General features: G+C 53.6%; 18 protein-coding genes. 7 read left to right on the top strand and 11 right to left on the bottom strand.

The window, feature by feature from the left end; genetic code table 11:
- Positions 1-70 precede the first annotated feature (70 nt).
- Entirely contained in the window at positions 71-1966 is a 1896-nt protein-coding gene (gene parE, locus IV433_RS19355) for a DNA topoisomerase IV subunit B (RefSeq protein ID WP_195815644.1), read from the top strand.
- Positions 1967-2042: 76 nt separating this feature from the next.
- Here the strand turns inward: parE and IV433_RS19350 are convergent, their stop codons facing one another.
- Both IV433_RS19350 and IV433_RS19345 read right to left on the bottom strand, forming a co-directional pair.
- Positions 2043-2348, bottom strand: a complete 306-nt coding sequence (locus tag IV433_RS19350; protein ID WP_101078426.1) for a putative quinol monooxygenase — start codon at positions 2346-2348, stop codon at positions 2043-2045.
- Between the two features lie 30 nt (positions 2349-2378).
- A complete protein-coding gene (locus tag IV433_RS19345) occupies positions 2379-2966 on the bottom strand; it encodes an NAD(P)H-dependent oxidoreductase (protein ID WP_195815645.1) in 588 nt (195 codons plus the stop codon).
- Positions 2967-3290: 324 nt separating this feature from the next.
- Between IV433_RS19345 and parC the strand changes: the two genes are divergently transcribed.
- The 3 genes from parC to ftsP all read left to right on the top strand — a co-directional run bounded on the left by parC (position 3291) and on the right by ftsP (position 8081).
- Entirely contained in the window at positions 3291-5564 is a 2274-nt protein-coding gene (gene parC, locus IV433_RS19340; protein ID WP_195815646.1) for a DNA topoisomerase IV subunit A, read from the top strand.
- A 218-nt stretch (positions 5565-5782) separates the two neighbouring features.
- Positions 5783-6520: a 1-acylglycerol-3-phosphate O-acyltransferase gene (locus IV433_RS19335; protein WP_195815647.1), complete on the top strand. Its 738-nt coding sequence runs from the start codon at positions 5783-5785 to the stop codon at positions 6518-6520.
- Positions 6521-6665: 145 nt separating this feature from the next.
- The gene (gene ftsP / locus IV433_RS19330; protein WP_152324043.1) at positions 6666-8081 is read left to right on the top strand and encodes a cell division protein FtsP; all 1416 of its coding nucleotides are present in this window, start codon (positions 6666-6668) and stop codon (positions 8079-8081) included.
- Positions 8082-8150: 69 nt separating this feature from the next.
- Here ftsP and dkgA read toward each other — a convergent pair whose 3' ends face one another.
- Entirely contained in the window at positions 8151-8975 is an 825-nt protein-coding gene (gene dkgA / locus IV433_RS19325) for a 2,5-didehydrogluconate reductase DkgA (RefSeq protein WP_195815648.1), read from the bottom strand.
- A gap of 135 nt (positions 8976-9110) precedes the next feature.
- On the bottom strand, positions 9111-10151 hold the full coding sequence (gene ahr, locus IV433_RS19320; protein WP_195815649.1) for an NADPH-dependent aldehyde reductase Ahr: 1041 nt from the start codon (positions 10149-10151) through the stop codon (positions 9111-9113).
- Between the two features lie 294 nt (positions 10152-10445).
- Here ahr and IV433_RS19315 point away from each other — a divergent pair, with 294 nt between their 5' ends.
- A complete protein-coding gene (locus tag IV433_RS19315) occupies positions 10446-11381 on the top strand; it encodes an AraC family transcriptional regulator (RefSeq protein ID WP_152324040.1) in 936 nt (311 codons plus the stop codon).
- A gap of 9 nt (positions 11382-11390) precedes the next feature.
- Here IV433_RS19315 and IV433_RS19310 read toward each other — a convergent pair whose 3' ends face one another.
- The 5 genes from IV433_RS19310 to IV433_RS19290 all read right to left on the bottom strand — a co-directional run bounded on the left by IV433_RS19310 (position 11391) and on the right by IV433_RS19290 (position 16479).
- On the bottom strand, positions 11391-12050 hold the full coding sequence (locus IV433_RS19310) for a DedA family protein (RefSeq protein WP_195815650.1): 660 nt from the start codon (positions 12048-12050) through the stop codon (positions 11391-11393).
- A gap of 215 nt (positions 12051-12265) precedes the next feature.
- The gene (gene metC / locus IV433_RS19305) at positions 12266-13459 is read right to left on the bottom strand and encodes a cystathionine beta-lyase (RefSeq protein WP_195815651.1); all 1194 of its coding nucleotides are present in this window, start codon (positions 13457-13459) and stop codon (positions 12266-12268) included.
- Positions 13460-13625: 166 nt separating this feature from the next.
- Positions 13626-14918 carry a TRAP transporter large permease gene (locus IV433_RS19300; protein ID WP_195815652.1) on the bottom strand — a complete coding sequence of 431 codons (1293 nt, stop codon included), beginning with the start codon at positions 14916-14918 and terminating at the stop codon, positions 13626-13628.
- Positions 14919-14931: 13 nt separating this feature from the next.
- On the bottom strand, positions 14932-15444 hold the full coding sequence (locus tag IV433_RS19295; RefSeq protein ID WP_195815653.1) for a TRAP transporter small permease: 513 nt from the start codon (positions 15442-15444) through the stop codon (positions 14932-14934).
- 57 nt (positions 15445-15501) lie between these two features.
- Positions 15502-16479, bottom strand: coding sequence for a TRAP transporter substrate-binding protein (locus IV433_RS19290; protein WP_195815654.1), 978 nt, complete (start codon positions 16477-16479; stop codon positions 15502-15504).
- A gap of 524 nt (positions 16480-17003) precedes the next feature.
- Between IV433_RS19290 and exbB the strand changes: the two genes are divergently transcribed.
- Positions 17004-17930 carry a tol-pal system-associated acyl-CoA thioesterase gene (exbB, locus tag IV433_RS19285; RefSeq protein WP_229893571.1) on the top strand — a complete coding sequence of 309 codons (927 nt, stop codon included), beginning with the start codon at positions 17004-17006 and terminating at the stop codon, positions 17928-17930.
- A gap of 9 nt (positions 17931-17939) precedes the next feature.
- Positions 17940-18371: a TonB system transport protein ExbD gene (gene exbD, locus IV433_RS19280; protein WP_104924428.1), complete on the top strand. Its 432-nt coding sequence runs from the start codon at positions 17940-17942 to the stop codon at positions 18369-18371.
- Between the two features lie 150 nt (positions 18372-18521).
- Here exbD and IV433_RS26195 read toward each other — a convergent pair whose 3' ends face one another.
- On the bottom strand, positions 18522-18920 hold the full coding sequence (locus IV433_RS26195) for a type IV secretion protein Rhs (RefSeq protein ID WP_229893554.1): 399 nt from the start codon (positions 18918-18920) through the stop codon (positions 18522-18524).
- A 386-nt stretch (positions 18921-19306) separates the two neighbouring features.
- Positions 19307-19982, bottom strand: a 676-nt coding sequence (locus IV433_RS19270; protein WP_195815656.1) for an RHS repeat-associated core domain-containing protein, incomplete at its 5' end; no start/stop codon positions are given.

Below are 19982 nucleotides of genomic sequence, written 5' to 3'. Positions count from 1 at the left end.
TGCCAGTGCTTCCGCCCGCCCAAATACTGTATCGTTAGCCCACAAACCTATGAGCCACGAATAATCAACGATGAGCCAATCAACTTATAACGCGGATTCCATAGAGGTCCTCAGCGGACTCGAACCGGTGCGCCGCCGTCCGGGCATGTATACCGATACCACCCGGCCAAATCACCTCGGCCAGGAAGTCATAGATAACAGCGTCGATGAGGCATTAGCCGGTCACGCAAAGCGTATCGAAGTGATCCTCCACGAAGATCAGTCTCTCGAAGTCATTGATGATGGCCGCGGTATGCCGGTGGATATCCACCCGGAAGAAGGCGTGCCTGCCGTTGAGCTGATTTTCTGCCGTCTGCACGCAGGCGGTAAATTCTCCAATAAAAACTACCAGTTCTCCGGCGGCCTGCACGGCGTGGGGATTTCGGTGGTGAATGCCTTATCCAAACGTGTCGAAGTGGCGGTAAAACGCGGCGGCGAAGTGTATGAAATGGCATTTGAAAACGGCGACAAAGTTGAAGATTTGCACGTCACCGGCACCTGCGGTAAACGCACTACCGGTACCAGCGTACATTTCTGGCCTGACGGCAGTTTCTTCGACAGCCCGCGTTTTTCGGTCAGCCGCCTCAGCCATTTGCTGAAAGCAAAAGCCGTCCTGTGCCCTGGCGCTGAAATCATTTTCAAAGACAAAGTGAATAACACCGAGCAACGCTGGTGTTATGAAGACGGCCTGACCGACTACCTGATGGAAGCGGTGAACGGCCTGATCACGCTGCCTGAAAAAGCATTCGTCGGCACATTTGCCGGTGACACCGAAGCGGTTGACTGGGCGCTGTTGTGGCTGCCGGAAGGCGGTGAACTGCTGACGGAAAGCTACGTCAACCTGATCCCGACCATGCAGGGCGGTACGCACGTCAACGGTCTGCGTCAGGGTCTGCTGGACGCCATGCGCGAATTCTGCGAATTCCGCAATATCCTGCCGCGCGGTGTGAAATTGTCGGCGGAAGATATCTGGGAGCGCTGCGCGTATGTGCTTTCGGTGAAAATGCAGGATCCGCAATTCGCCGGCCAGACCAAAGAACGCCTGTCTTCACGCCAGTGCGCCGCTTTTGTTTCCGGCGTGGTGAAAGATGCGTTCAGCCTGTGGCTGAATCAGAACGTACAGGCCGCAGAACAGCTGGCCGAGCTGTGTATTTCCAGCGCTCAGCGACGTCTGCGTGCCGCGAAAAAAGTGGTGCGTAAGAAACTGACCAGCGGCCCGGCGCTGCCGGGCAAACTGGCGGACTGTACGTCGCAAGATCTGAACATGACCGAACTGTTCCTGGTGGAAGGGGATTCCGCAGGCGGTTCTGCCAAGCAAGCGCGTGACCGTGAATATCAGGCGATCATGCCGCTGAAAGGGAAGATCCTGAACACGTGGGAAGTCTCTTCTGATGAAGTGCTGGCCTCTCAGGAAGTTCACGATATTTCCGTGGCGATCGGTATTGATCCGGACAGCGAAGATCTGAGCCAGCTGCGTTACGGCAAAATCTGCATCCTTGCGGATGCGGACTCCGACGGTTTGCACATCGCCACCTTGCTGTGTGCGCTGTTTGTCCGTCACTTCCGTTCGCTGGTTCGCGGTGGTCACGTGTATGTTGCGATGCCGCCTTTATACCGTATCGATCTGGGCAAAGAAGTGTTCTATGCGCTGGACGAGCAGGAAAAAGAAGGCGTGCTGGATCAGCTGAAACGCAAGAAAGGCAAGCCGAACGTTCAGCGCTTTAAAGGTCTGGGTGAAATGAACCCGCTGCAACTGCGCGAAACCACGCTCGATCCGAATACCCGTCGTCTGGTGCAGCTGACCATCGACGAAGACGATATCGATCAGACGCTGCGCATGATGGATATGTTGCTGGCGAAGAAACGCTCTGAAGATCGCCGTAACTGGTTGCAGGAAAAAGGCGACACCGCCGAACTGGACGTCTGATCCTTCAGATTGCCGCATAAAAAATGCCGGACGCTTTGCAGCTCCGGCATTTTTTTTAGTCAAGCCCGTCAGACGTTCAGGCTTTCTCAATAATATGGATCACCACATCCTGCACATCGGCTTTGATGTTTTCGCGATGCTTGTCCATATGATCGGCCTGCTGATGCGCTTCGAGGTGCGCCAGGCTTTCCCAGTCTTCCAGCATGAAAATGGAATCCGGAGCGGTTTTACGCCACGGAACCTGACCGTTAAAATCAACGTAAGGTTCATAGCGATGGCAGCCTTTCTCGGCGAGAACGCTTGGCAGCAGCGCTGTGATTTTTTCCATAACCGAATCGCGACGGCCTGGTTTTACTTTGATTTCAGCAATAACGGTAATCATAAATACCTCTTTCCCGGGTGGCTTTTTACCTTAGGCCTGACCGAACACATTTTCAAGGTGAGCGCGGTAGTTGGCGAAATCACGCTCAACATCAGGTTGTTTGATCACGTCATTGCACATGAAGGTTGGCAGGGTATCCAGGCCGATGAACTGGTTAGCCTTGTGCTGCGCCAGATAAACGCCATCAACGCCAACGCCGTGGAAGAACTGCTCTTTATCTTCGAACGCTTCCAGCGGGGCATTCCAGGTGACAGAAAGCATGTAGCTTTTACCCTGCAACAGGCCACCGGAGCCGTATTTTTTTGAATCATCAGAACGGGTACGGCCATCGCTGGCGTACAGTTTGCCGTGGCCTTCGGTGAAGACTTCATCGACGTATTTTTTCAGCGTCCACGGCATGCCCATCCACCAGCCTGGCTGCTGATAAATGATGGCGTCGGCCCACAGATAACTTTCGATTTCGGTCTGTACGTCATAACCCTCTTCAAGAACGGTCACACGCACGTCGTGGCCGGCGTCACGCAGGAAGCTGCTGGCGACGTCGGTCAGGCTGTTGTTCAGGGCGCCTTTTGAATGGGCAAAAGTCTTGCCGGCATTGATAATCAGGATATTGCTCATGGTCTTTTCCTTAAATTGAATTCTGGCTGTCAGGCTGTTATCACGTAGTGTACCCAACTCCGCAGGGCGGAAAAATGTGATATTGCGCACAAGACTATTGACTCAGATGCAATAATGACAAGAAAAGACGTTGTATTTCGCCATCTGGCGTTCTGAAAACCGCTTAAAAATCCCGCACAAACACAGCAACTGTGACAGCCATGCGGCAGATGATGTACTATCGCGAACATCATTGCCCTGCGGTAGCTGCCTTTGCGCGCCCGCGGATGCAAGCTTCCTTAATTTCCAAAACGATAACGCCACGGGTCTGAGGATTAAACATCAATGAGCGAAATGACTCATGACGGAACAGAGCGTTTAGCACTGCACACGTTTACCGAGAACGCCTATCTCAACTATTCCATGTACGTCATCATGGACCGCGCGCTGCCGTTTATCGGCGACGGACTGAAGCCGGTACAGCGCCGCATTATTTATGCGATGTCCGAGCTGGGCCTGAGCAATAACGCCAAATTCAAAAAATCAGCACGTACCGTCGGTGACGTGCTGGGTAAATATCATCCGCACGGCGACAGCGCCTGCTACGAAGCGATGGTGCTGATGGCGCAGCCGTTCTCTTACCGTTATCCGCTGGTTGACGGACAGGGGAACTGGGGTGCGCCGGATGACCCGAAATCCTTCGCCGCGATGCGTTATACCGAATCGCGCCTGTCCAAATATGCGGAAGTTCTGTTACGCGAATTAGGTCAGGGAACGGTCGACTACGTCCCGAACTTTGACGGCACCATGCAGGAGCCGAAAATGCTGCCTGCGCGTCTGCCGAACATTCTGCTTAATGGCACCACCGGTATTGCCGTGGGTATGGCGACAGATATTCCGCCGCACAACATCCGCGAAGTCGCCGCTGCGGCGGTCGCACTGCTGGAAAAACCGGGCAGTTCTCTCGAAGATTTGCTGGAATTTGTTCAGGGGCCGGACTTCCCGACCGAAGCTGAAATCATCACGCCGCGCAGCGAAATCCGCAAAATGTACGAATCGGGCAAAGGCTCGGTGCGCATGCGCGCGGTCTGGCATAAAGAAGACGGCAGCGCGGTCATCACCGCATTGCCGCATCAGGTTTCCGGCGCAAAAGTGCTCGAGCAAATCGCCAGCCAGATGCGTGCCAAGAAACTGCCGATGGTGGAAGATCTGCGCGACGAATCGGATCACGAAAACCCGACGCGTCTGGTCGTAGTACCGCGTTCCAACCGTATCGATCTTGATCAGGTCATGAACCATCTGTTCGCGACCACCGATCTGGAACGCAGCTACCGTATCAACATGAACATGATCGGCCTGGATCACCGTCCGCAGGTGAAAGGGCTGGTGGAAATCCTGACCGAATGGCTGGCGTATCGTCGTGATACCGTCCGTCGCCGTCTGAATTTCCGTCTCGATAAAGTGCTGAAACGCCTGCACATTCTCGAAGGTTTGCTGGTCGCTTTCCTCAATATCGACGAAGTGATCCACATCATCCGTACCGAAGATGAGCCGAAACCGGTGCTGATGCAGCGTTTCGAATTATCGGATACGCAGGCGGAAGCCATCCTTGAGTTGAAATTACGCCATTTGGCAAAACTCGAAGAAACCAAAATTCGCGGCGAGCAGGATGAACTGGCGAAAGAGCGCGATCAGCTTCAGGCGCTGCTGGCGTCCGAACGCAAACTCAGCACGCTGATCCGCAAAGAAATTCAGGCCGATGCCGAAGCCTTTGGTGACGAGCGTCGTTCGCCAATCACCGAGCGTGAAGAAGCGAAAGCCATGAGCGAGCACGACTTTGTGCCGTCTGAGCCGGTGACCATTGTGCTTTCCGAATCTGGCTGGGTGCGCAGTGCTAAAGGCCACGATATTGATGCGTCCGGCCTGAGCTACAAAGCGGGTGACAGTTTCCGCGCCGCCGCGAAAGGTAAGAGCAATCAGCCGGTGGTGTTTATGGATTCCACCGGACGCAGTTACGCGCTTGACCCGACGACGCTGCCTTCGGCACGCGGGCAGGGCGAGCCGCTGACCGGCAAACTCACGCCGCCGCCGGGTGCGACTATCGAACACGTTCTGATGGCGTCCGACGATCAGAAACTGCTGATGGCCTCCGATGCCGGTTACGGTTTCGTGTGTACCTTCAGTGATTTAGTGGCGCGTAACCGTGCCGGTAAAGCCATGATTACTCTGCCGGAAAACGCCAAAGCGTTCGCGCCGATTGAAATTAACGGCAACGATGACATGCTGCTGTCGCTCACCGCTGCAGGCCGTATGCTGCTGTTCCCGGTGGCTGATTTGCCGCAATTGTCGAAAGGTAAAGGTAACAAAATTGTTTCCATTCCTTCGGCGCAGGCAGCGAGTGGCGAAGACAAACTGGCATGGCTGCTGGTTCTGCCGCCGCAAACGTCCATCACGCTGCACGTTGGTAAACGCAAACTGGTGATCCGTCCGGAAGAGTTACAGAAATTCCGTGCAGAACGCGGTCGCAAAGGAACGCTTCTGCCACGCGGCCTGCAACGGGTTGATCGCGTTGAAGTCGACGCGCCTGTCCGTGCTTCCGGCGGTGACAGCGAAGAATAAAACGGCTGTTGACCTTATCCAGTCAGGGCACATTTGTGCCCTGAACTCTTTTTAAGGGAATGCAGTGGCCTGAGACTGTTGTGCAGTGCAAAGATTTTACATTTGTATTAATAAAACCGTTGTGCGGCGTTGATTGAGGCTTGAGAATAGTTCTCCGCACAGGGAGCGAAACTGCACAGGTTTCTTACCGGCTTCGGCTGTAGTTTTAAGAGGATGTTATGTTATTTATTTTGCGTCTGATTATCGTGGTGGTTTACTCGATTCTGGTCTGTGTTTTTGGTTGTATTTATTGTCTTTTCAGCCCGCGTAACCCGAAGCATGTGGCGACGTTTGGTAAACTGTTTGGTCGTCTGGCGCCGGTCTTTGGTCTGACCGTAGAAAAGCGTATTCCGGCTGAAGCGGCAACAAATGGCAAATGCATCTACATTGCCAACCATCAGAACAACTACGACATGGTGACCGCGTCATCTGTTGTGATGCCGGGTACGGTGACCGTCGGCAAAAAAAGTCTGGCGTGGATCCCGTTCTTTGGCCAGTTGTACTGGCTGACCGGTAACCTGCTGATTGACCGTGATAACCGCGCCAAAGCGCACGGGACTATCGCTCAGGTCGTGGCGCAGATTAAGAAAAAGAACCTGTCGATCTGGATGTTCCCGGAAGGTACCCGCAGCCGGGGTCGTGGCCTGATGCCGTTTAAAACAGGGGCATTCCACGCCGCTATCGCCGCCGGTGTGCCGATCGTGCCGATTTGCGTATCGAACACCAGTAACAAGGTGAAGCTCAACCGCTGGTCTAACGGACTGGTGATTGTGGAAATGCTGCCACCTATCGATACCACCGGTTACACCAAAGATCGTCTGCGCGAACTGTCCGAACACTGCCGTCAGATCATGGCGGATAAAATCGCCGAGCTGGACGCCGAAGTCGCACAGCGCGAAGCCGCAGCAAAAAAATAATAGCGTTTTTTATTTACGCCCTGATGATGACGGGTTGCAGGTTTTTAATATCCCTGCGGCCCGGCGGCGTCAGAGCAGAAATTCTGTTGCCATTGATGGCGATGGTTATTAACACAGCTCTTGATTTTGTTTTCATGGAGAAGATATGTCACTCAGTCGTCGCTCGTTCCTGCAAGCCTCCGGCGTGGCTCTTGCCGCAGGTGCTCTGCCATTCAAAGCAGAAGCGAGTGGTTCGCAACCGGCATTACCCGTTCCCCCGCTGCTGGAATCCCGCCGTGGACAACCGCTGTTTCTGACGTTACAGGCGGCCCACTGGTCATTCCTTGGTGGCGCTAAAGCGCCGGTGTGGGGCATCAATGGCATGTATCTTGGCCCGACGGTCAAAGTGCATAACGGTGATGACGTAAAACTTATCTACAGCAACCGCCTGGCTGAACCCGTTTCGATGACCATCAGCGGATTGATGGAGCCGGGAACGCTGACCGGCGGCGCGGCGCGCATGATGCAGCCTGGCGTTGACTGGTCGCCGGTATTGCCCATCCGTCAGGCTGCCGCCACCTGCTGGTATCACGCCAATACGCCCAACCGCATGGCGCCGCACGTCTATAACGGGCTGGCGGGGATGTGGATTGTTGAGGATGAAGTCAGTAAGAATCTCCCGTTACCCAACCATTACGGCGTTGATGATTTCCCGCTGATCATTCAGGACAAACGGCTGGATGGTTTTGGCGTGCCGCAATATGACACCCCGGCTTCCGGCGGTTTCTTTGGCGATACCATGCTGGTCAACGGCGTACAAAGCCCGTATGTCGAAGTGTCCCGCGGCTGGGTACGTTTACGTTTGCTGAATGCGTCGAATGCACGCCGTTATGAACTGAGCATGACCGACAACCGTGCGTTCCACGTCGTGGCTTCCGATCTCGGTTTCCTGCCTGCGCCGCTGACGGTGAAACGTCTGTCGCTCGGGCCGGGTGAACGCCGCGAAGTGCTGGTGGATATGTCGCAGGGCGAAGAAGTGTCGATTACTGCGGGCGATGCGGCAGGTGTTATGGACAGACTGCGTGGCCTGTTTGAGCCCTCGAGCATTCTGGTTTCTACTATCGTCCTGACGCTCAAACCTACCGGTCTGTTGCCGCTGGTCACCGATAATTTACCGATGCGTTTACTGGCCGATCAAATCATGACCGGCAATGTGGTTCGCAGCCGCGACCTGCGTCTTGGCGACAGCCAGCCGGGCATTAATGGCGCGATGTGGGACATCAACCGTCTTGACCTGACCGCGCAGCAAGGCACGTGGGAACGCTGGACCGTGCATGCGGATATGCCGCAGACCTTCCATGTCGAAGGCGTGTCTTTCCTGGTGAAAAGCGTGAACGGTGCGGCACCGCTGGTGGAAGATGCCGGATTCAAAGACACCGTCTGGGTTGATGGCGACGTGGAATTGCTGGTGTTTTTCAATCAGCCTTCATATGACCATTTCCCGTTCACCTACCGCAGCGGAACGCTGGAACTGGCCGATCGCGGTTCCGCAGGGAACATGCTGGTTCAGCCGTCGATGTAATGGCAGAACGCCTTCGCACCAAAAGAAAACCCGCCAGTGGCGGGTTTTTTGTTTACAGCAGCGGGAAAATTACAGGTCTTTTGCCGGATCCGGCCCCAGACGCTGTTCTTTATCCAGCTTGGTGACTTCCGCCAGTTCTTCTTTCTCCAGCCTGAAATCAAACACTTCGAAGTTTTCGCGGATGCGTTTTGGCGTCACGGATTTCGGGATAACAATCAGCCCGTTGTCCAGATGCCAGCGGATGACAATCTGCGCCGGCGTTTTGTTGTATTTCTCAGCCAGTTTCTGAATCAGTGGCTGATCAAACACACCTTCACCGCCCTGTGCCAGCGGGCTCCAGGATTCGGTAGCGATAGTGTGCGTGGCGTTCCAGGCGTGCAGCTGGCGCTGTTGCATCAGCGGGTGCAGCTCAATCTGATTCACCACCGGAAAAATGCCGGTTTCATCTTTCAGTTTCTGCAAATGTTCCAGCGGAAAATTACAGACGCCGACGCTTTTCGCCAGCCCTTGTTCTTTCAGTTTCAGCAGCGCTTTCCACGCATCGACATAATGGCCCTGCGCTGGCTGCGGCCAGTGGATCAGATACAAATCGACGTAATCAGTTCTCAGCTTTTTAAGGCTGGTTTCAAGCGCTTTTGGCGCATTCAGTTGATCGTCATTCCACAATTTGGTGGTAATAAACAGCTCTTCGCGGGGAACGAGATTGGCGGCAATCGCTTCGCCGACGCCTTCCTCGTTTTTGTAGATAGCGGCCGTATCGATATGACGATAGCCGGTTTCAATGGCCGTTTTCACCGCGCTGGTGGCTTCCTGATTACTGGCTTTCCATACGCCAAGCCCTAACTGAGGCATCAGGTTGCCATCGTGAAGTTTAATGATGGGTTGCGTTGCCATGAGGTTCTCCTTTCAGGGCAGAGTGCCCGCCGCAAAGCACGGGCACAGAGTAGTGAAGGCTTCAGCCTGACGTTAAGTCTAGTTAACGAAACGTCATCTTGCTGAGCAGGCTACTTATTTTATTGCGAACGCTTGTTATGCGTTCATATCCAGAACGACGCGGTAACGCGCTTTTCCTTCGTGCAGATGTTCAACCGCATCGTTAATTTTGCTCAGCGGGAAGTGCTCAACCTGTGGCGTTATCTGGTGACGGGCGCAGAACGCCAGCATATCTGCCAGACGGGAAGGCGCGCCGGTCGGTGAGCCGGAAACTTCAGCCTGTTTGCTGATTAACGCCATAACGTGCAGCGGTACGGCTTCCGGTACGACGCCTACAAAGTGCAGGCGGCCTTTCGGTGCCAGCGTGCCGATAAAGGCATCCCAGTCCAGTGAGGCGTTCGCCGTCACCATGATGAAATCCAGTTCACCGGCGATTTTCTTCAGTTCATCGCTGTCGCGGGTGGCGACCACGCGGTGCGCGCCGAGTGACAGAGCTTCATCACGTTTTGCCAGAGACGAGGTAAACGCCGTGACTTCACAGCCCCACGCATTCAGGAAGCGCAGCGCCATGTGGCCTAAACCGCCGATACCGACGACGCCCACGCGGTGCGTTGGCAGAACGCCAAACTGCAACAGCGGGTTAAACACGGTGATGCCGCCGCAGAACAACGGGCCTGCGCTGGTGACGTCCACGCCTTCCGGAAGCGGGATCGCCCACGCCCAGTGACTGCGGATACGATCCGCGAAGCCGCCGTGATGACCGATAATCGTGGCTTCAACATCGTGGCAAAGATGCTGGTCGCCGGACATACAAGGGTGGCAGTGCATACAGCTGCCACGGTTCCAGCCCACGCCCACAATCTGGCCGACTTTCAGCCCTTTGTTGCGCGCATGGTCGCCGATTTTGACAATTTTACCGACCACTTCATGGCCCGGCACAAACGGATATTGGGTGATGCCCCAGTCGTTATTGAGCATCGAGAGATCGGAGTGGCAGACGCCGCAGTAATCAATGGCGACTTCAATTTCTTCGTCACCGATCGGACCGGCGTCGAACTGAAAAGCTTCAAGAGGCTGATTCGGACCGGCGGCGGCCCAGGCGTTAAACGTATTTTCGGCAGCGGTAGGTGCAGACATAATTCTCTCCTGACATTGAGTTTTTGAAAATTAGGGAGTTATTGAGAAATCAGGCCGGTGACAAAACGTTTGTCACGAACAGCGTATGAAAGGTGCGTTCATACAGACTAGCAGTTCACTGCATTTGTGCAGGAAGATGCGCCTGCGGAAAGAGGGATTAACTGTAAGAGAAAATCGCCGCAAGGAAGATGCACATTTCTGCCAGAGTCTTGCCTGATCCTGCAAGTCTCTGTAGAAAATGAAATGCCTGTGGCAAAATCGATGCCAGTTTATCGTCTATCCGGAGCAGGAATAATGGAAAATGTGGACAGCTTGTGCGCCCGTCTGGCGGCAAGAGTGGCGCATCTAAGCGGGAATAAAAACCTCAGTCCGTCGGCGGTGCCACAGGTTACGCTGATGCACACCACACGTTACCATCCGCGCCAGCCGGTTTTGTACAATCCTGGCGTGGTGATCCTCTTTCAGGGCCGAAAAGTCGGCTATCTGGGCAAGAAAACCTTCTCCTACGATCCGCATAATTATCTGATGCTGACCGTTCCGCTGCCGTTCGAATGTGAAACCTTCAGCAGCCCCGAAGAACCGATGGCCGGGATCCAGATCAGCATTGATACGCTGATGTTGCAGGATTTGCTGATGGACATGGGGGATGAAACCGTGGCGCGTCAGAAAGATTCTTCAACCGGTATCAATTCAGGCGTGCTGGACGATGATATTTTATGTGCGACCGAACGCCTGCTGAGCGTTCTGGATAAACCGCTTCATGCCCGCGTGCTGGGGCCGAAGATCATCCGCGAAATCCTGTTCTTTATCCTGACCAGTGAAAACGGCGGCGCACTTCAGGCGCTGGTTAACCGCCACACGCATTTTAGCCAGATTGCCAAATCCCTGCGCCGCATCGAAGCGCAGTATGCGGATAACCTCAGCGTGGAAGCGCTGGCGAGCGAAGTGAACATGAGTATTTCGGCGTTTCACCACAACTTCAAAGCGGTGACCAGCACGTCACCTCTACAGTATCTGAAAACCTACCGGTTGCACAAAGCGCGAATGCTGATGATTTATGACGGCGTGAAAGCCAGCGTGGCGGCGTTGCAGGTGGGATATGAAAGCGCATCGCAGTTCAGCCGCGAGTTTAAGCGCTATTTTGGGGTGACGCCGAGCGATGAAATGGCCCGCCTGCGCGAAGGCAGTTCGGGCGTTTTAGCGCTGGCGGATGTGGCCTTTAAAGCGTGATTTGCGTGTTCAGAAACGGCATTTACGTTTCTTCCACACCACCAGCAATCCACCGGCAAGCCCGATAACCAGCAGCAGAACCGGTAAAATCATCAGACCCGCCATGACCTGATCCTCATGGCGCTTCACGACCGGAATATGGCTCAGTGCAAAGCCCAGCGAAATCACCACGCCCACCCACAAAATCGCGCTAAGCCAGTTAAAGAACTGGAAGCGCGCATTGTTCAGGCCGGAGATACCGGCAATGGTCGGTAACAGCGTGCGGACAAACGCCAGAAAACGGCCAGCGAGCAGCGCCATCAGCCCGTGACGGGTGAACATCTGGTGCGCGCGCTGATGATAATGTGCGGGAAGCTGTAGCAGCCAGCCTTTGACCATCTTGGTGTGTCCGAGCCAGCGCCCCTGAATGTAGCTCAGCCAGCAGCCGAGACTGGCGGCGGTCACCAGAATAATCATCGTTGGAATGAAGCTCATCACGCCTTTGGCGATGAGCGCACCGGTCAGCAGCAGAAGGCTGTCGCCCGGCAGGAAAGAAGCGGGAAGAAGTCCGTTTTCAAGAAACAGCGTCGTGAACAGTACAGCGTAGATAACCCAGAGAAGATTCGGGTCGGCGAGCATACTGAAATCATGCCGCCAGAGTGCATGAAAAATGTCGCAAATAACTGCCATATTCTGTCCTGTTGCTAATCATTAAAAACTGTCACTTGCCAGTGTACCAAGGATCCCTTGTCCGTATGTTGATCTGAGGCGGCTGTAAAAAGACAGAACACTCCGGCGATAGTTCACCGGAGCTATAGGTAGAGCTTACAGATTATTCTCATTTTGCGAATGAAAATCCGACAGATACCTTACCGATCTGCGCGGTGTGTCGCAATCTCTCCCGCTCAGGCTGCCGCAATTCTTTCAAATGCGGCAGAAAGGTCGGCGATCAGGTCATCGCTATTTTCCAGCCCGATGTGAAGACGCACCAGCGTACCGGCAAAATCAACGGTTTCTGCCGGACGGATCGCCTGAATTTCTTCCGGCTGATTGGCCAGAACCAGCGATTCAAAACCACCCCAGGAATACGCCATGCTGAAATGTTCGAAGTGATCGAGATAGTCGGAAAGCTGCTGTTTGCTCAGGCGCTGCTTGAGGATGAACGAGAACAAACCACAGCTGCCGGTGAAATCGCGCTTCCAGAATTCGTGGCCTTTACTGCCCGGTAACGCCGGATGATTCACGGTTTCCACTTCCGGGCGTTCCGCCAGCCATTTCGCGATACGAATGCTGCTTTCTTCATGCTGTTTCAGCCGCACGCCCATCGTCCGCAGCCCGCGGCTGGCGACGTACGCGGTGTCGGCGTCAACCATTTGCCCCATCAGATAAGAGTGCTCGCGCAACTGTTCCCAGCAACGTTCGTTGGATACCGCCGTACCAATCATGGCGTCGGAATGGCCGACGATATATTTGGTCCCGGCCTGAATGGAAATATCGATATCAAATTCCAGTGCTTTGAACAGAATGCCTGCCGCCCAGGTGTTGTCGATCATGATCACCACGTCCGGAGACACGGCGCGCACGGCTTTCACCATCGCCGGGATATCCGGCACTTCCATCGTGATGGAGCCCGGTGATTCGAGGAAAACGACTTTGGTGTTGGGCTGCATCAGCGAACCTAACTCTGCGCCAATGTCAGCGCGGAAATATGTGGTAGAGACGCCGAGTTTTTTCAGCACTTTTTCGCAGAAATCTTGGGTGGGTTCGTAAGCGGAACCGGCCACCAGAATGTGGTCGCCAGTGCCGACAAACGACAACACCGCATTACTGACCGCCGCCGCCCCGCAGGGATAAAGCGCGCAACCCGCGCCACCTTCAAGCTCAACCATGGCCTGTTGCAGGGAAAAATGCGTCAGGGTGCCGCGGCGTCCGTAGAACAGCTCACCGTTGGCGCGGTTGGCGGTGGCGTGCTTTTTATCGGCCACGGTTTCAAACACCAGCGATGAAGCACGCTGGATCACGGCATTCACTGAACCTTGTGTGTACTTTTTGTCCCGTCCGGCGCTGACCAGCGCGGTTTCGATTTTTTTAGACGACATAATCCGCATTTCACCTGTTTAGCCTTGTAGACCCGCGCTCTGTGGCAGCGGGTGATATGCAATTAACTTAACATGATGAATTTGACGGGTCAGGTTTTTGCCGGTTGGATGAGAAAATTTCAGCCAAAACAAAAGCCCGTCGCGAAAGACGGGCTGAAAGGAGCGGTTATCCGGTGTAAACGCCGAACAGCTTGGGCAGGAACAGCGAAATCGACGGAATGTACGTCACCACCATCAGCACCATAAACAACACGCAGTAAAACGGCAGCATGGCTTTCACGACTTTTTCGATGCTCTGCTTACTCACGGCGCTGGCAACAAACAGCACGGAGCCGACCGGTGGCGTGATCAGGCCGATCCCGAGGTTCACCAGCATGATCATCCCGAAATGTACCGGGTCGATGCCGAGCGATAAAATTACCGGCAGCAGCACCGGCGTGAGGATCAGAATGATCGGTGCCATGTCCATCAGCGTGCCAATCAGCAGAAGCATGATGTTGATCCACATAAGGATCACGTACTTATTATCTGAGATCGACGTGAAGAATTCGGTGATCCGCATCGGCAGCTGCATGTACGTCATGACCGCGCCAAAGCTGGCGGCGAAGCCAATCAGGATCATCACGATGCTGACGGTTTTCACCGTGCGGTACATCAGTTTTGGCAGTTCGCTCCATTTGTAGTCGCGGTAGATGAACATCGTCACGAAGAATGACCACAGGCAGGCGATGGCGGCGGATTCTGTGGCGGTGAAAATCCCGCTGAGGATCCCGCCCATGATGATGACCACCGTCATCAGCCCCCACAGCGTGTCGATGAAAATCTTCAGCGCCTGACGGAACGGCACCCGTTCGCCTTTCGGATAACCGCGTTTATGTGCAAACACCACACACATCACCATCAGCGTCAGGCTGAGCAGCAAACCGGGCAGAATACCGGCGATAAACAGCGCCGCAATTGAAACCGTGCCGCCGGTGGCCAGCGAGTAGATCACCGAGTTATGGCTCGGCGGCGTCAGGATCGCCTGCACCGAACCGCTGGCGGTGACGGCGGCGGCGAAATCGCGCGGATAGCCCTTTTTCTCCATCTCCGGGATCATCACCGAACCAATCGATGCGGTATCCGCCACCGAAGAACCGGAAATCGCCCCGAAAAATGTTGATGCCACGATGTTCACCAGCGACAGGCCACCGCGGATAAATCCGACAAAGATATACGCAAAACTCACCAGCCTGCGGGCAATGCCGCCTTCGGCCATAATCGCGCCCGCCAGAATAAAGAACGGGATCGCCAGCAGCGAAAACTTGTTCACGCCGTTGGTCAGCTGAATCATGAGCGCTTCAAACGGCAGGTCAATCCACCAGGCACCGGCCAGCGCGCTCAGCCCGACGGCGTACGCCACCGGCACGCCGACAGCCAGCATGACGCCGAGCGTTAACAGTAAAATTAATGCATCCATAAAAGGCTCCGGCTCAGGCTTCAGAATTGCCCAGCATCACCACCGGCCGCTTGTGCTGCGGGCCTGAGATAATCTGCTCAATAATAAATAAGAGGGTCAGCGCCGAACCCACCGGCAGGGGAAGGTAGGTTTGCCCGGCGGTCAGCAGCGGGAATTCCGCCACGGGTTGCTGCCAGAGTTCGCTGCACAGTTGCAGGCTGTACCAGAAAATAAAAACGCTGATAGCCAGCATCATCAGGTCAGAAAGCAGGGCAGAAAACTTTTGCAGGGCAGGCGGCAGGCGGTCCGTGACCATCGCCACCACAATATGCGAACCCGCGCGGTAGCTGACGGCGGCACCGATAAAGGTGAATGTCACCATGCACATAATGGCGATGGGTTCAGGCCAGGAGAGGGCGCTGTTCAGGACGTAGCGGGCGAAAATACCGATGGGAATGACCGCCACCATCAGCAATAAAGCCAGCCCGGCCAGCCACATTGCGCCACGATAAAAGATGTCCATCAGGGTGTGATAACCGGAAACCATAAGTTCCTCCGCTGAAGTGTCGGGAATGAGGCAGCGGACGCTGCCCGGTTCAACGAATTACTGAACGTCAGCGATTTGCTGCATCAGTTCCTGATGGTCTTTACCGAATTCATCGCGCACGGATTGCGTGGCTTTCACGTAGGTGGCCGGATCGATATCCTGAAATTTCACGCCGCCTGCTTTCATCGTCGCCAGCGCTTTCTCGTTATAGGCTTTCCACAGTTCGCGCTGCTCGTCCTGCGCCTCTTTGGCCAGTTTGAGGATCAGCTGCTGGTCTTCGGGTTTCAGCTTGTCCCACTTCACCTTTGAATACAGGAACAGCTCCGGAATGATGAAGTGGCGGCTGTAGGTGTAGTTTTTCACCACCGGCAGATAGTTGTGCGCGACAAACGTTGGCGGGTTGTTTTCCGTGCCGTCGATAACCCCGGTTTGCATCCCGCTGAACACCTCACTGACGCCCATCGCCACCGGGTTTGCCCCCATGGCTTTCAGCGTCGCCAGCGCAATCGGGCTGCCCTGAACGCGGATTTTCATGCCGTGCAAATCTTCCGGTTTCACCACCGGCTCTTTGGTGATCAGGTTTCGCGTTCCGCCGTCCATCCAGCCGAGAAACACCAGACGCGAGTTGGGATTGCTGGTGATCTTGTCGCCGATGGATTTCCCAATCTGGCCGTCCAGCACCTTATGCATGTGGTCTTCATCGCGGAAAATATACGGCAGGGTGAAGACGTTGATTTCAGGGAGAATTGAGGCAACCGGCGTCATGGATACGCGGATGATATCCAGCGCGCCCAGCTGCGCCTGCTCGATTTCCTGTTTTTCATCGCCGAGCACGCCGCCGGGGAACGTTTTGATTTCCAGGCGCCCGTCGGTTTGTTGTTGCAGTTTTTCGCCCATGTGCTGAACGGCGACGACATTGGGATAGCCCTGCGGATGCACATCGGCGGCTTTCAGCGTTTGCGCGGCAAGAACAGGCGTAAATAACAGGGTGGCGGAACTCAGGCAAAGGCTGAGAAGTGCTTTCTGCATTTTCATCAGTTTGTCTCCAGGGTACTCGGTAAGGGAATGGAAAAATGACAGCAAAAGTGAACCGGACTGACGCACGAAGTCGCGCCTGTTTTTTATTAAAAAAGGGCAAATCACCTTGTAAATGAAACGGATAACATCCGTGCCCTTTCAGGGTCTTCGTCTGTGGCAGGAACCTTATCCTATTTATAACTGTGCGGTATTTGAGCGTTATCACAATCTCGCAACAGATGTAAAATACTGTTACTTAATATTTAAAATGTTGTTTTAACTTTAATAATTGCGATTAGCTGATTGATTTACTGCAACATTTTTATGAGAAGTGTGACGGGGGTTAAATTGTTCACGCTGTGTTCAAACGGGAAAAACCTTGTCATCCATCAAGGACACTCGTGTCGTGAAGCGCGACAATGTAAATAATAATGAGAACGACTATCAATTAGGGCTTTTTCTTTGATATCATTCGGCGTTATTCATTCCTTCTACACACTGATTCTGGCTGGAGGCGACGCGTGAAAACGGCTCGCAATAAGATGAAAGAGGCGACTTCACTCCTGATGTCGTTAATGTTGGTTGCTGGCTTAAGCGGCAACGCGATGGCAGCACCTGCGACGCCTGCGGCACAAGCCGTGACTTCTGCGGCGACTCAACCTGCAACGGCTGACACCCCGGCACCGGCTTCGGCTGATGCGACGCCTGCCCCGGTAATGCAGCCTGCACCGACCGAAGCGGCGCCCGTCATTCCTACCGATTTGTCTGTATTAGGCATGTATCACCACGCTGACGTGGTGGTGAAAACTGTGATGATTGGCCTGCTGCTGGCTTCCGTCGTCACCTGGGCGCTGTTGTTTAGCAAAGGCGCTGAAGTCTTCAGCGGTAAACGCCGCATGCGTCGCGAATTTGATGCGCTGTCTTCCGTGCGTACGCTGGATGAAGCCGCTGAGCAGGCTGAAAGCTTTGCCGCCAGCAGCATCAGCGCGCAGATGATCCGCGATGCGCAGAACGAACTCGAGCTTTCCGCCGGTTCAGCTGACAACAACGGCATCAAAGAACGTACCGGTTTCCGCCTTGAGCGCCGCGTCGGTGCCGCTGGCCGTTATATGGGCCGTGGCAACGGCATACTCGCGACCATCGGGGCCATCTCCCCGTTCGTCGGCCTGTTCGGGACTGTCTGGGGCATCATGAACAGTTTCATCGGCATCGCGCAGACGCAGACCACCAACCTTGCAGTCGTCGCACCGGGTATCGCTGAAGCCTTGCTGGCAACGGCTGTCGGCCTGATTGCTGCGATCCCCGCCGTGGTTATCTACAACATTTTCGCCCGTACCATTACCTCTTACCGTCATCAGGTAGGCGATGTGGCGGCGCAGATTATCCTGTTACAGGGCCGTGATCTGGACCTGGCTGCCAGCGAAGGCGATGCGCCACGCGGTCAGACGGGTCAGTTACGCGTAGGGTAAGAACAGATTATGGCTATTCGGTTAAACGACGATATCGACGAAAGCGGTGAAATGCATGACATCAACGTCACGCCTTTTATCGACGTCATGCTGGTGTTACTGATTATCTTCATGGTGGCAGCGCCGCTGGCCACCGTCGATGTGCGGGTAGACTTACCGGCCTCGACGGCAAAAGCGCAGCCGCGCCCTGAGAAGCCGATCTTCCTGACGGTGAAATCTGACAAGCAGCTGTTCCTCGGTGATAACCCGGTAAACAGCGACAACCTGACGGCGATGCTCGACCAGCGCACGCAGGGCAACAAGCAGAGTACGATTTTCTTCCGTGCGGATAAGACGGTGGATTATGAAACACTGATGAGCGTAATGGATAACCTGCGTAAAGCCGGTTACCTGAAAGTCGGTCTGGTCGGTGCAGAACAGACCGGTGCTGCGGCGAAATAAATCCTGACGCAGCAGACGCACGAAAACAGAAAAGGCCAGCATATGCTGGCCTTTTGCTTTCCCGAAACCCTAAAACTCAGGTCACCGGTGCCGGGTTGAATACGGCAAGGGCAAGAGTCGCTGTAGCCCCAGCATCATCTGAAAATTAGCCTAATTGATGGAGGTGTAGTTATATCCTTTTAGTTTCAATTCACCATCTACTATAATGAACAAAAATGTTTCATTTACGTTTCTCTTCGAAAACTCAGAGGTATAAATCAATAGCACTTCGTTATCAGCTATTAGATGATAAATTTTCTTTTTAGAGATGAGTGTGTTTTTTTTGAAAACACCTAAGTCTTTATCCTTAGCCTCTGTTAATAATTTAATAAATCCTTCTTCTGAAATAGACTTCCTCAGAATTTCTGATGAGTCTACGTATATATTTGAGTATTTGTTTTCTTGATACATCTGATGAAAAGTATCAACATTATTTTGTGCTGCATCTATATCAATCGGACTGCAGGCGCAGAGTATCATTGCAACTATTACAATATAAATAAAACGCATAAATTCGCCAGTTAGTTAACAACATATATTTGTGCAGTACCGCATATTAGTGTGTCTCCAAAGAGATTTATTCTAGTTTCTCTCACTGTTAAATATACCTTTTGGGGAATGTGCACCCTTTGCTTTCAGCCCAGAAGCTAATACCAATAACAATAAGCCCCAACAACGCGCCCCCATATATGCAAAGTAGCATTAAGATGGAAAATGCTTTATCTTTAAAAGAAAATACATATCCATACATTTCAAACATACCATCTACAGAATTGAAATTTATGTTGTTTTTTTTGCAAAATCTCCATCCTGAAAAAATGGCTATCGAGATAATTGCCACTGCAAAAAAGAAAAAAGAAATTCTGAGTATCTTTATACCTTCGCACATATAAACCTCAATAATTTATCGGTCCCGATACACTTGGTGTATATGGGATATTTATTTCAGGGCCAGCGCCAGCACCAAAACCAATGTATATTTCTGGCCACGTTGATGTTTGCACTGCTTCAATACTAAATTCCCCCAACCCCAGCGCAAACCCAGCGCCTACTTTTAAGTCCTTAGCGTCAGGGTCTCTAAACTTTAATCCACATGTTGCCGATGCTCTTAGGCCAACAGCTGCTATTGGTACACTCCATAAAGCAGAGGCACCTGATTTTTCATTAAGTGACGCAGTAGCTGACAAACCTGTACCCACTGCAACAGTTCCAGTAACTCGACATTCTCCAGTTGCAATTGGGCTGGTTGGAGCTGGTGCCATCGCAGTAGTAACATCTTCTGAAGATGCGCCATTTTGTGTCATTGATATACCTAACGAACCCTTTTCGCTAATTCCTGGCATATTTACCATCGAGCCCACACCATTCAGCCCTCGAGGGTCGATGTATCGCCCTGGCTTGCTATAAACATACGCGTATAAATTCCACCCCCCTCTCAACCCAATTGGATCCTGCGTAATATACCGCCCCAGCGCCGGGTCATAATAACGGTGGCGGTTATAATGCAGCCCCGATTCTTCGTCGACATGCTGGCCCTGCATTCTTATGGGCTGGCGCAGTTTATACGGGTTG

Origin of the sequence: Rahnella laticis, assembly GCF_015644585.1 — a bacterium.
Lineage (GTDB): Bacteria > Pseudomonadota > Gammaproteobacteria > Enterobacterales > Enterobacteriaceae > Rahnella > Rahnella laticis.
The sequence above is the reverse complement of the archived record's forward strand: the minus strand, read 5'-3'. Positions and strand labels throughout refer to the sequence as shown.

Excerpts from the sequence above, each read along its gene's own strand:
- parE (WP_195815644.1), top strand. The coding sequence starts at position 71 with ATGAGCCAATCAACTTATAACGCGGATTCCATAGAGGTCCTCAGCGGA.
- IV433_RS19350 (WP_101078426.1), bottom strand. The coding sequence starts at position 2,348 with ATGATTACCGTTATTGCTGAAATCAAAGTAAAACCAGGCCGTCGCGAT.
- IV433_RS19345 (WP_195815645.1), bottom strand. The coding sequence starts at position 2,966 with ATGAGCAATATCCTGATTATCAATGCCGGCAAGACTTTTGCCCATTCA.
- parC (WP_195815646.1), top strand. The coding sequence starts at position 3,291 with ATGAGCGAAATGACTCATGACGGAACAGAGCGTTTAGCACTGCACACG.
- IV433_RS19335 (WP_195815647.1), top strand. The coding sequence starts at position 5,783 with ATGTTATTTATTTTGCGTCTGATTATCGTGGTGGTTTACTCGATTCTG.
- ftsP (WP_152324043.1), top strand. The coding sequence starts at position 6,666 with ATGTCACTCAGTCGTCGCTCGTTCCTGCAAGCCTCCGGCGTGGCTCTT.
- dkgA (WP_195815648.1), bottom strand. The coding sequence starts at position 8,975 with ATGGCAACGCAACCCATCATTAAACTTCACGATGGCAACCTGATGCCT.
- ahr (WP_195815649.1), bottom strand. The coding sequence starts at position 10,151 with ATGTCTGCACCTACCGCTGCCGAAAATACGTTTAACGCCTGGGCCGCC.
- IV433_RS19315 (WP_152324040.1), top strand. The coding sequence starts at position 10,446 with ATGGAAAATGTGGACAGCTTGTGCGCCCGTCTGGCGGCAAGAGTGGCG.
- IV433_RS19310 (WP_195815650.1), bottom strand. The coding sequence starts at position 12,050 with ATGGCAGTTATTTGCGACATTTTTCATGCACTCTGGCGGCATGATTTC.
- metC (WP_195815651.1), bottom strand. The coding sequence starts at position 13,459 with ATGTCGTCTAAAAAAATCGAAACCGCGCTGGTCAGCGCCGGACGGGAC.
- IV433_RS19300 (WP_195815652.1), bottom strand. The coding sequence starts at position 14,918 with ATGGATGCATTAATTTTACTGTTAACGCTCGGCGTCATGCTGGCTGTC.
- IV433_RS19295 (WP_195815653.1), bottom strand. The coding sequence starts at position 15,444 with ATGGTTTCCGGTTATCACACCCTGATGGACATCTTTTATCGTGGCGCA.
- IV433_RS19290 (WP_195815654.1), bottom strand. The coding sequence starts at position 16,479 with ATGAAAATGCAGAAAGCACTTCTCAGCCTTTGCCTGAGTTCCGCCACC.
- exbB (WP_229893571.1), top strand. The coding sequence starts at position 17,004 with ATGAAAGAGGCGACTTCACTCCTGATGTCGTTAATGTTGGTTGCTGGC.
- exbD (WP_104924428.1), top strand. The coding sequence starts at position 17,940 with ATGGCTATTCGGTTAAACGACGATATCGACGAAAGCGGTGAAATGCAT.
- IV433_RS26195 (WP_229893554.1), bottom strand. The coding sequence starts at position 18,920 with ATGCGTTTTATTTATATTGTAATAGTTGCAATGATACTCTGCGCCTGC.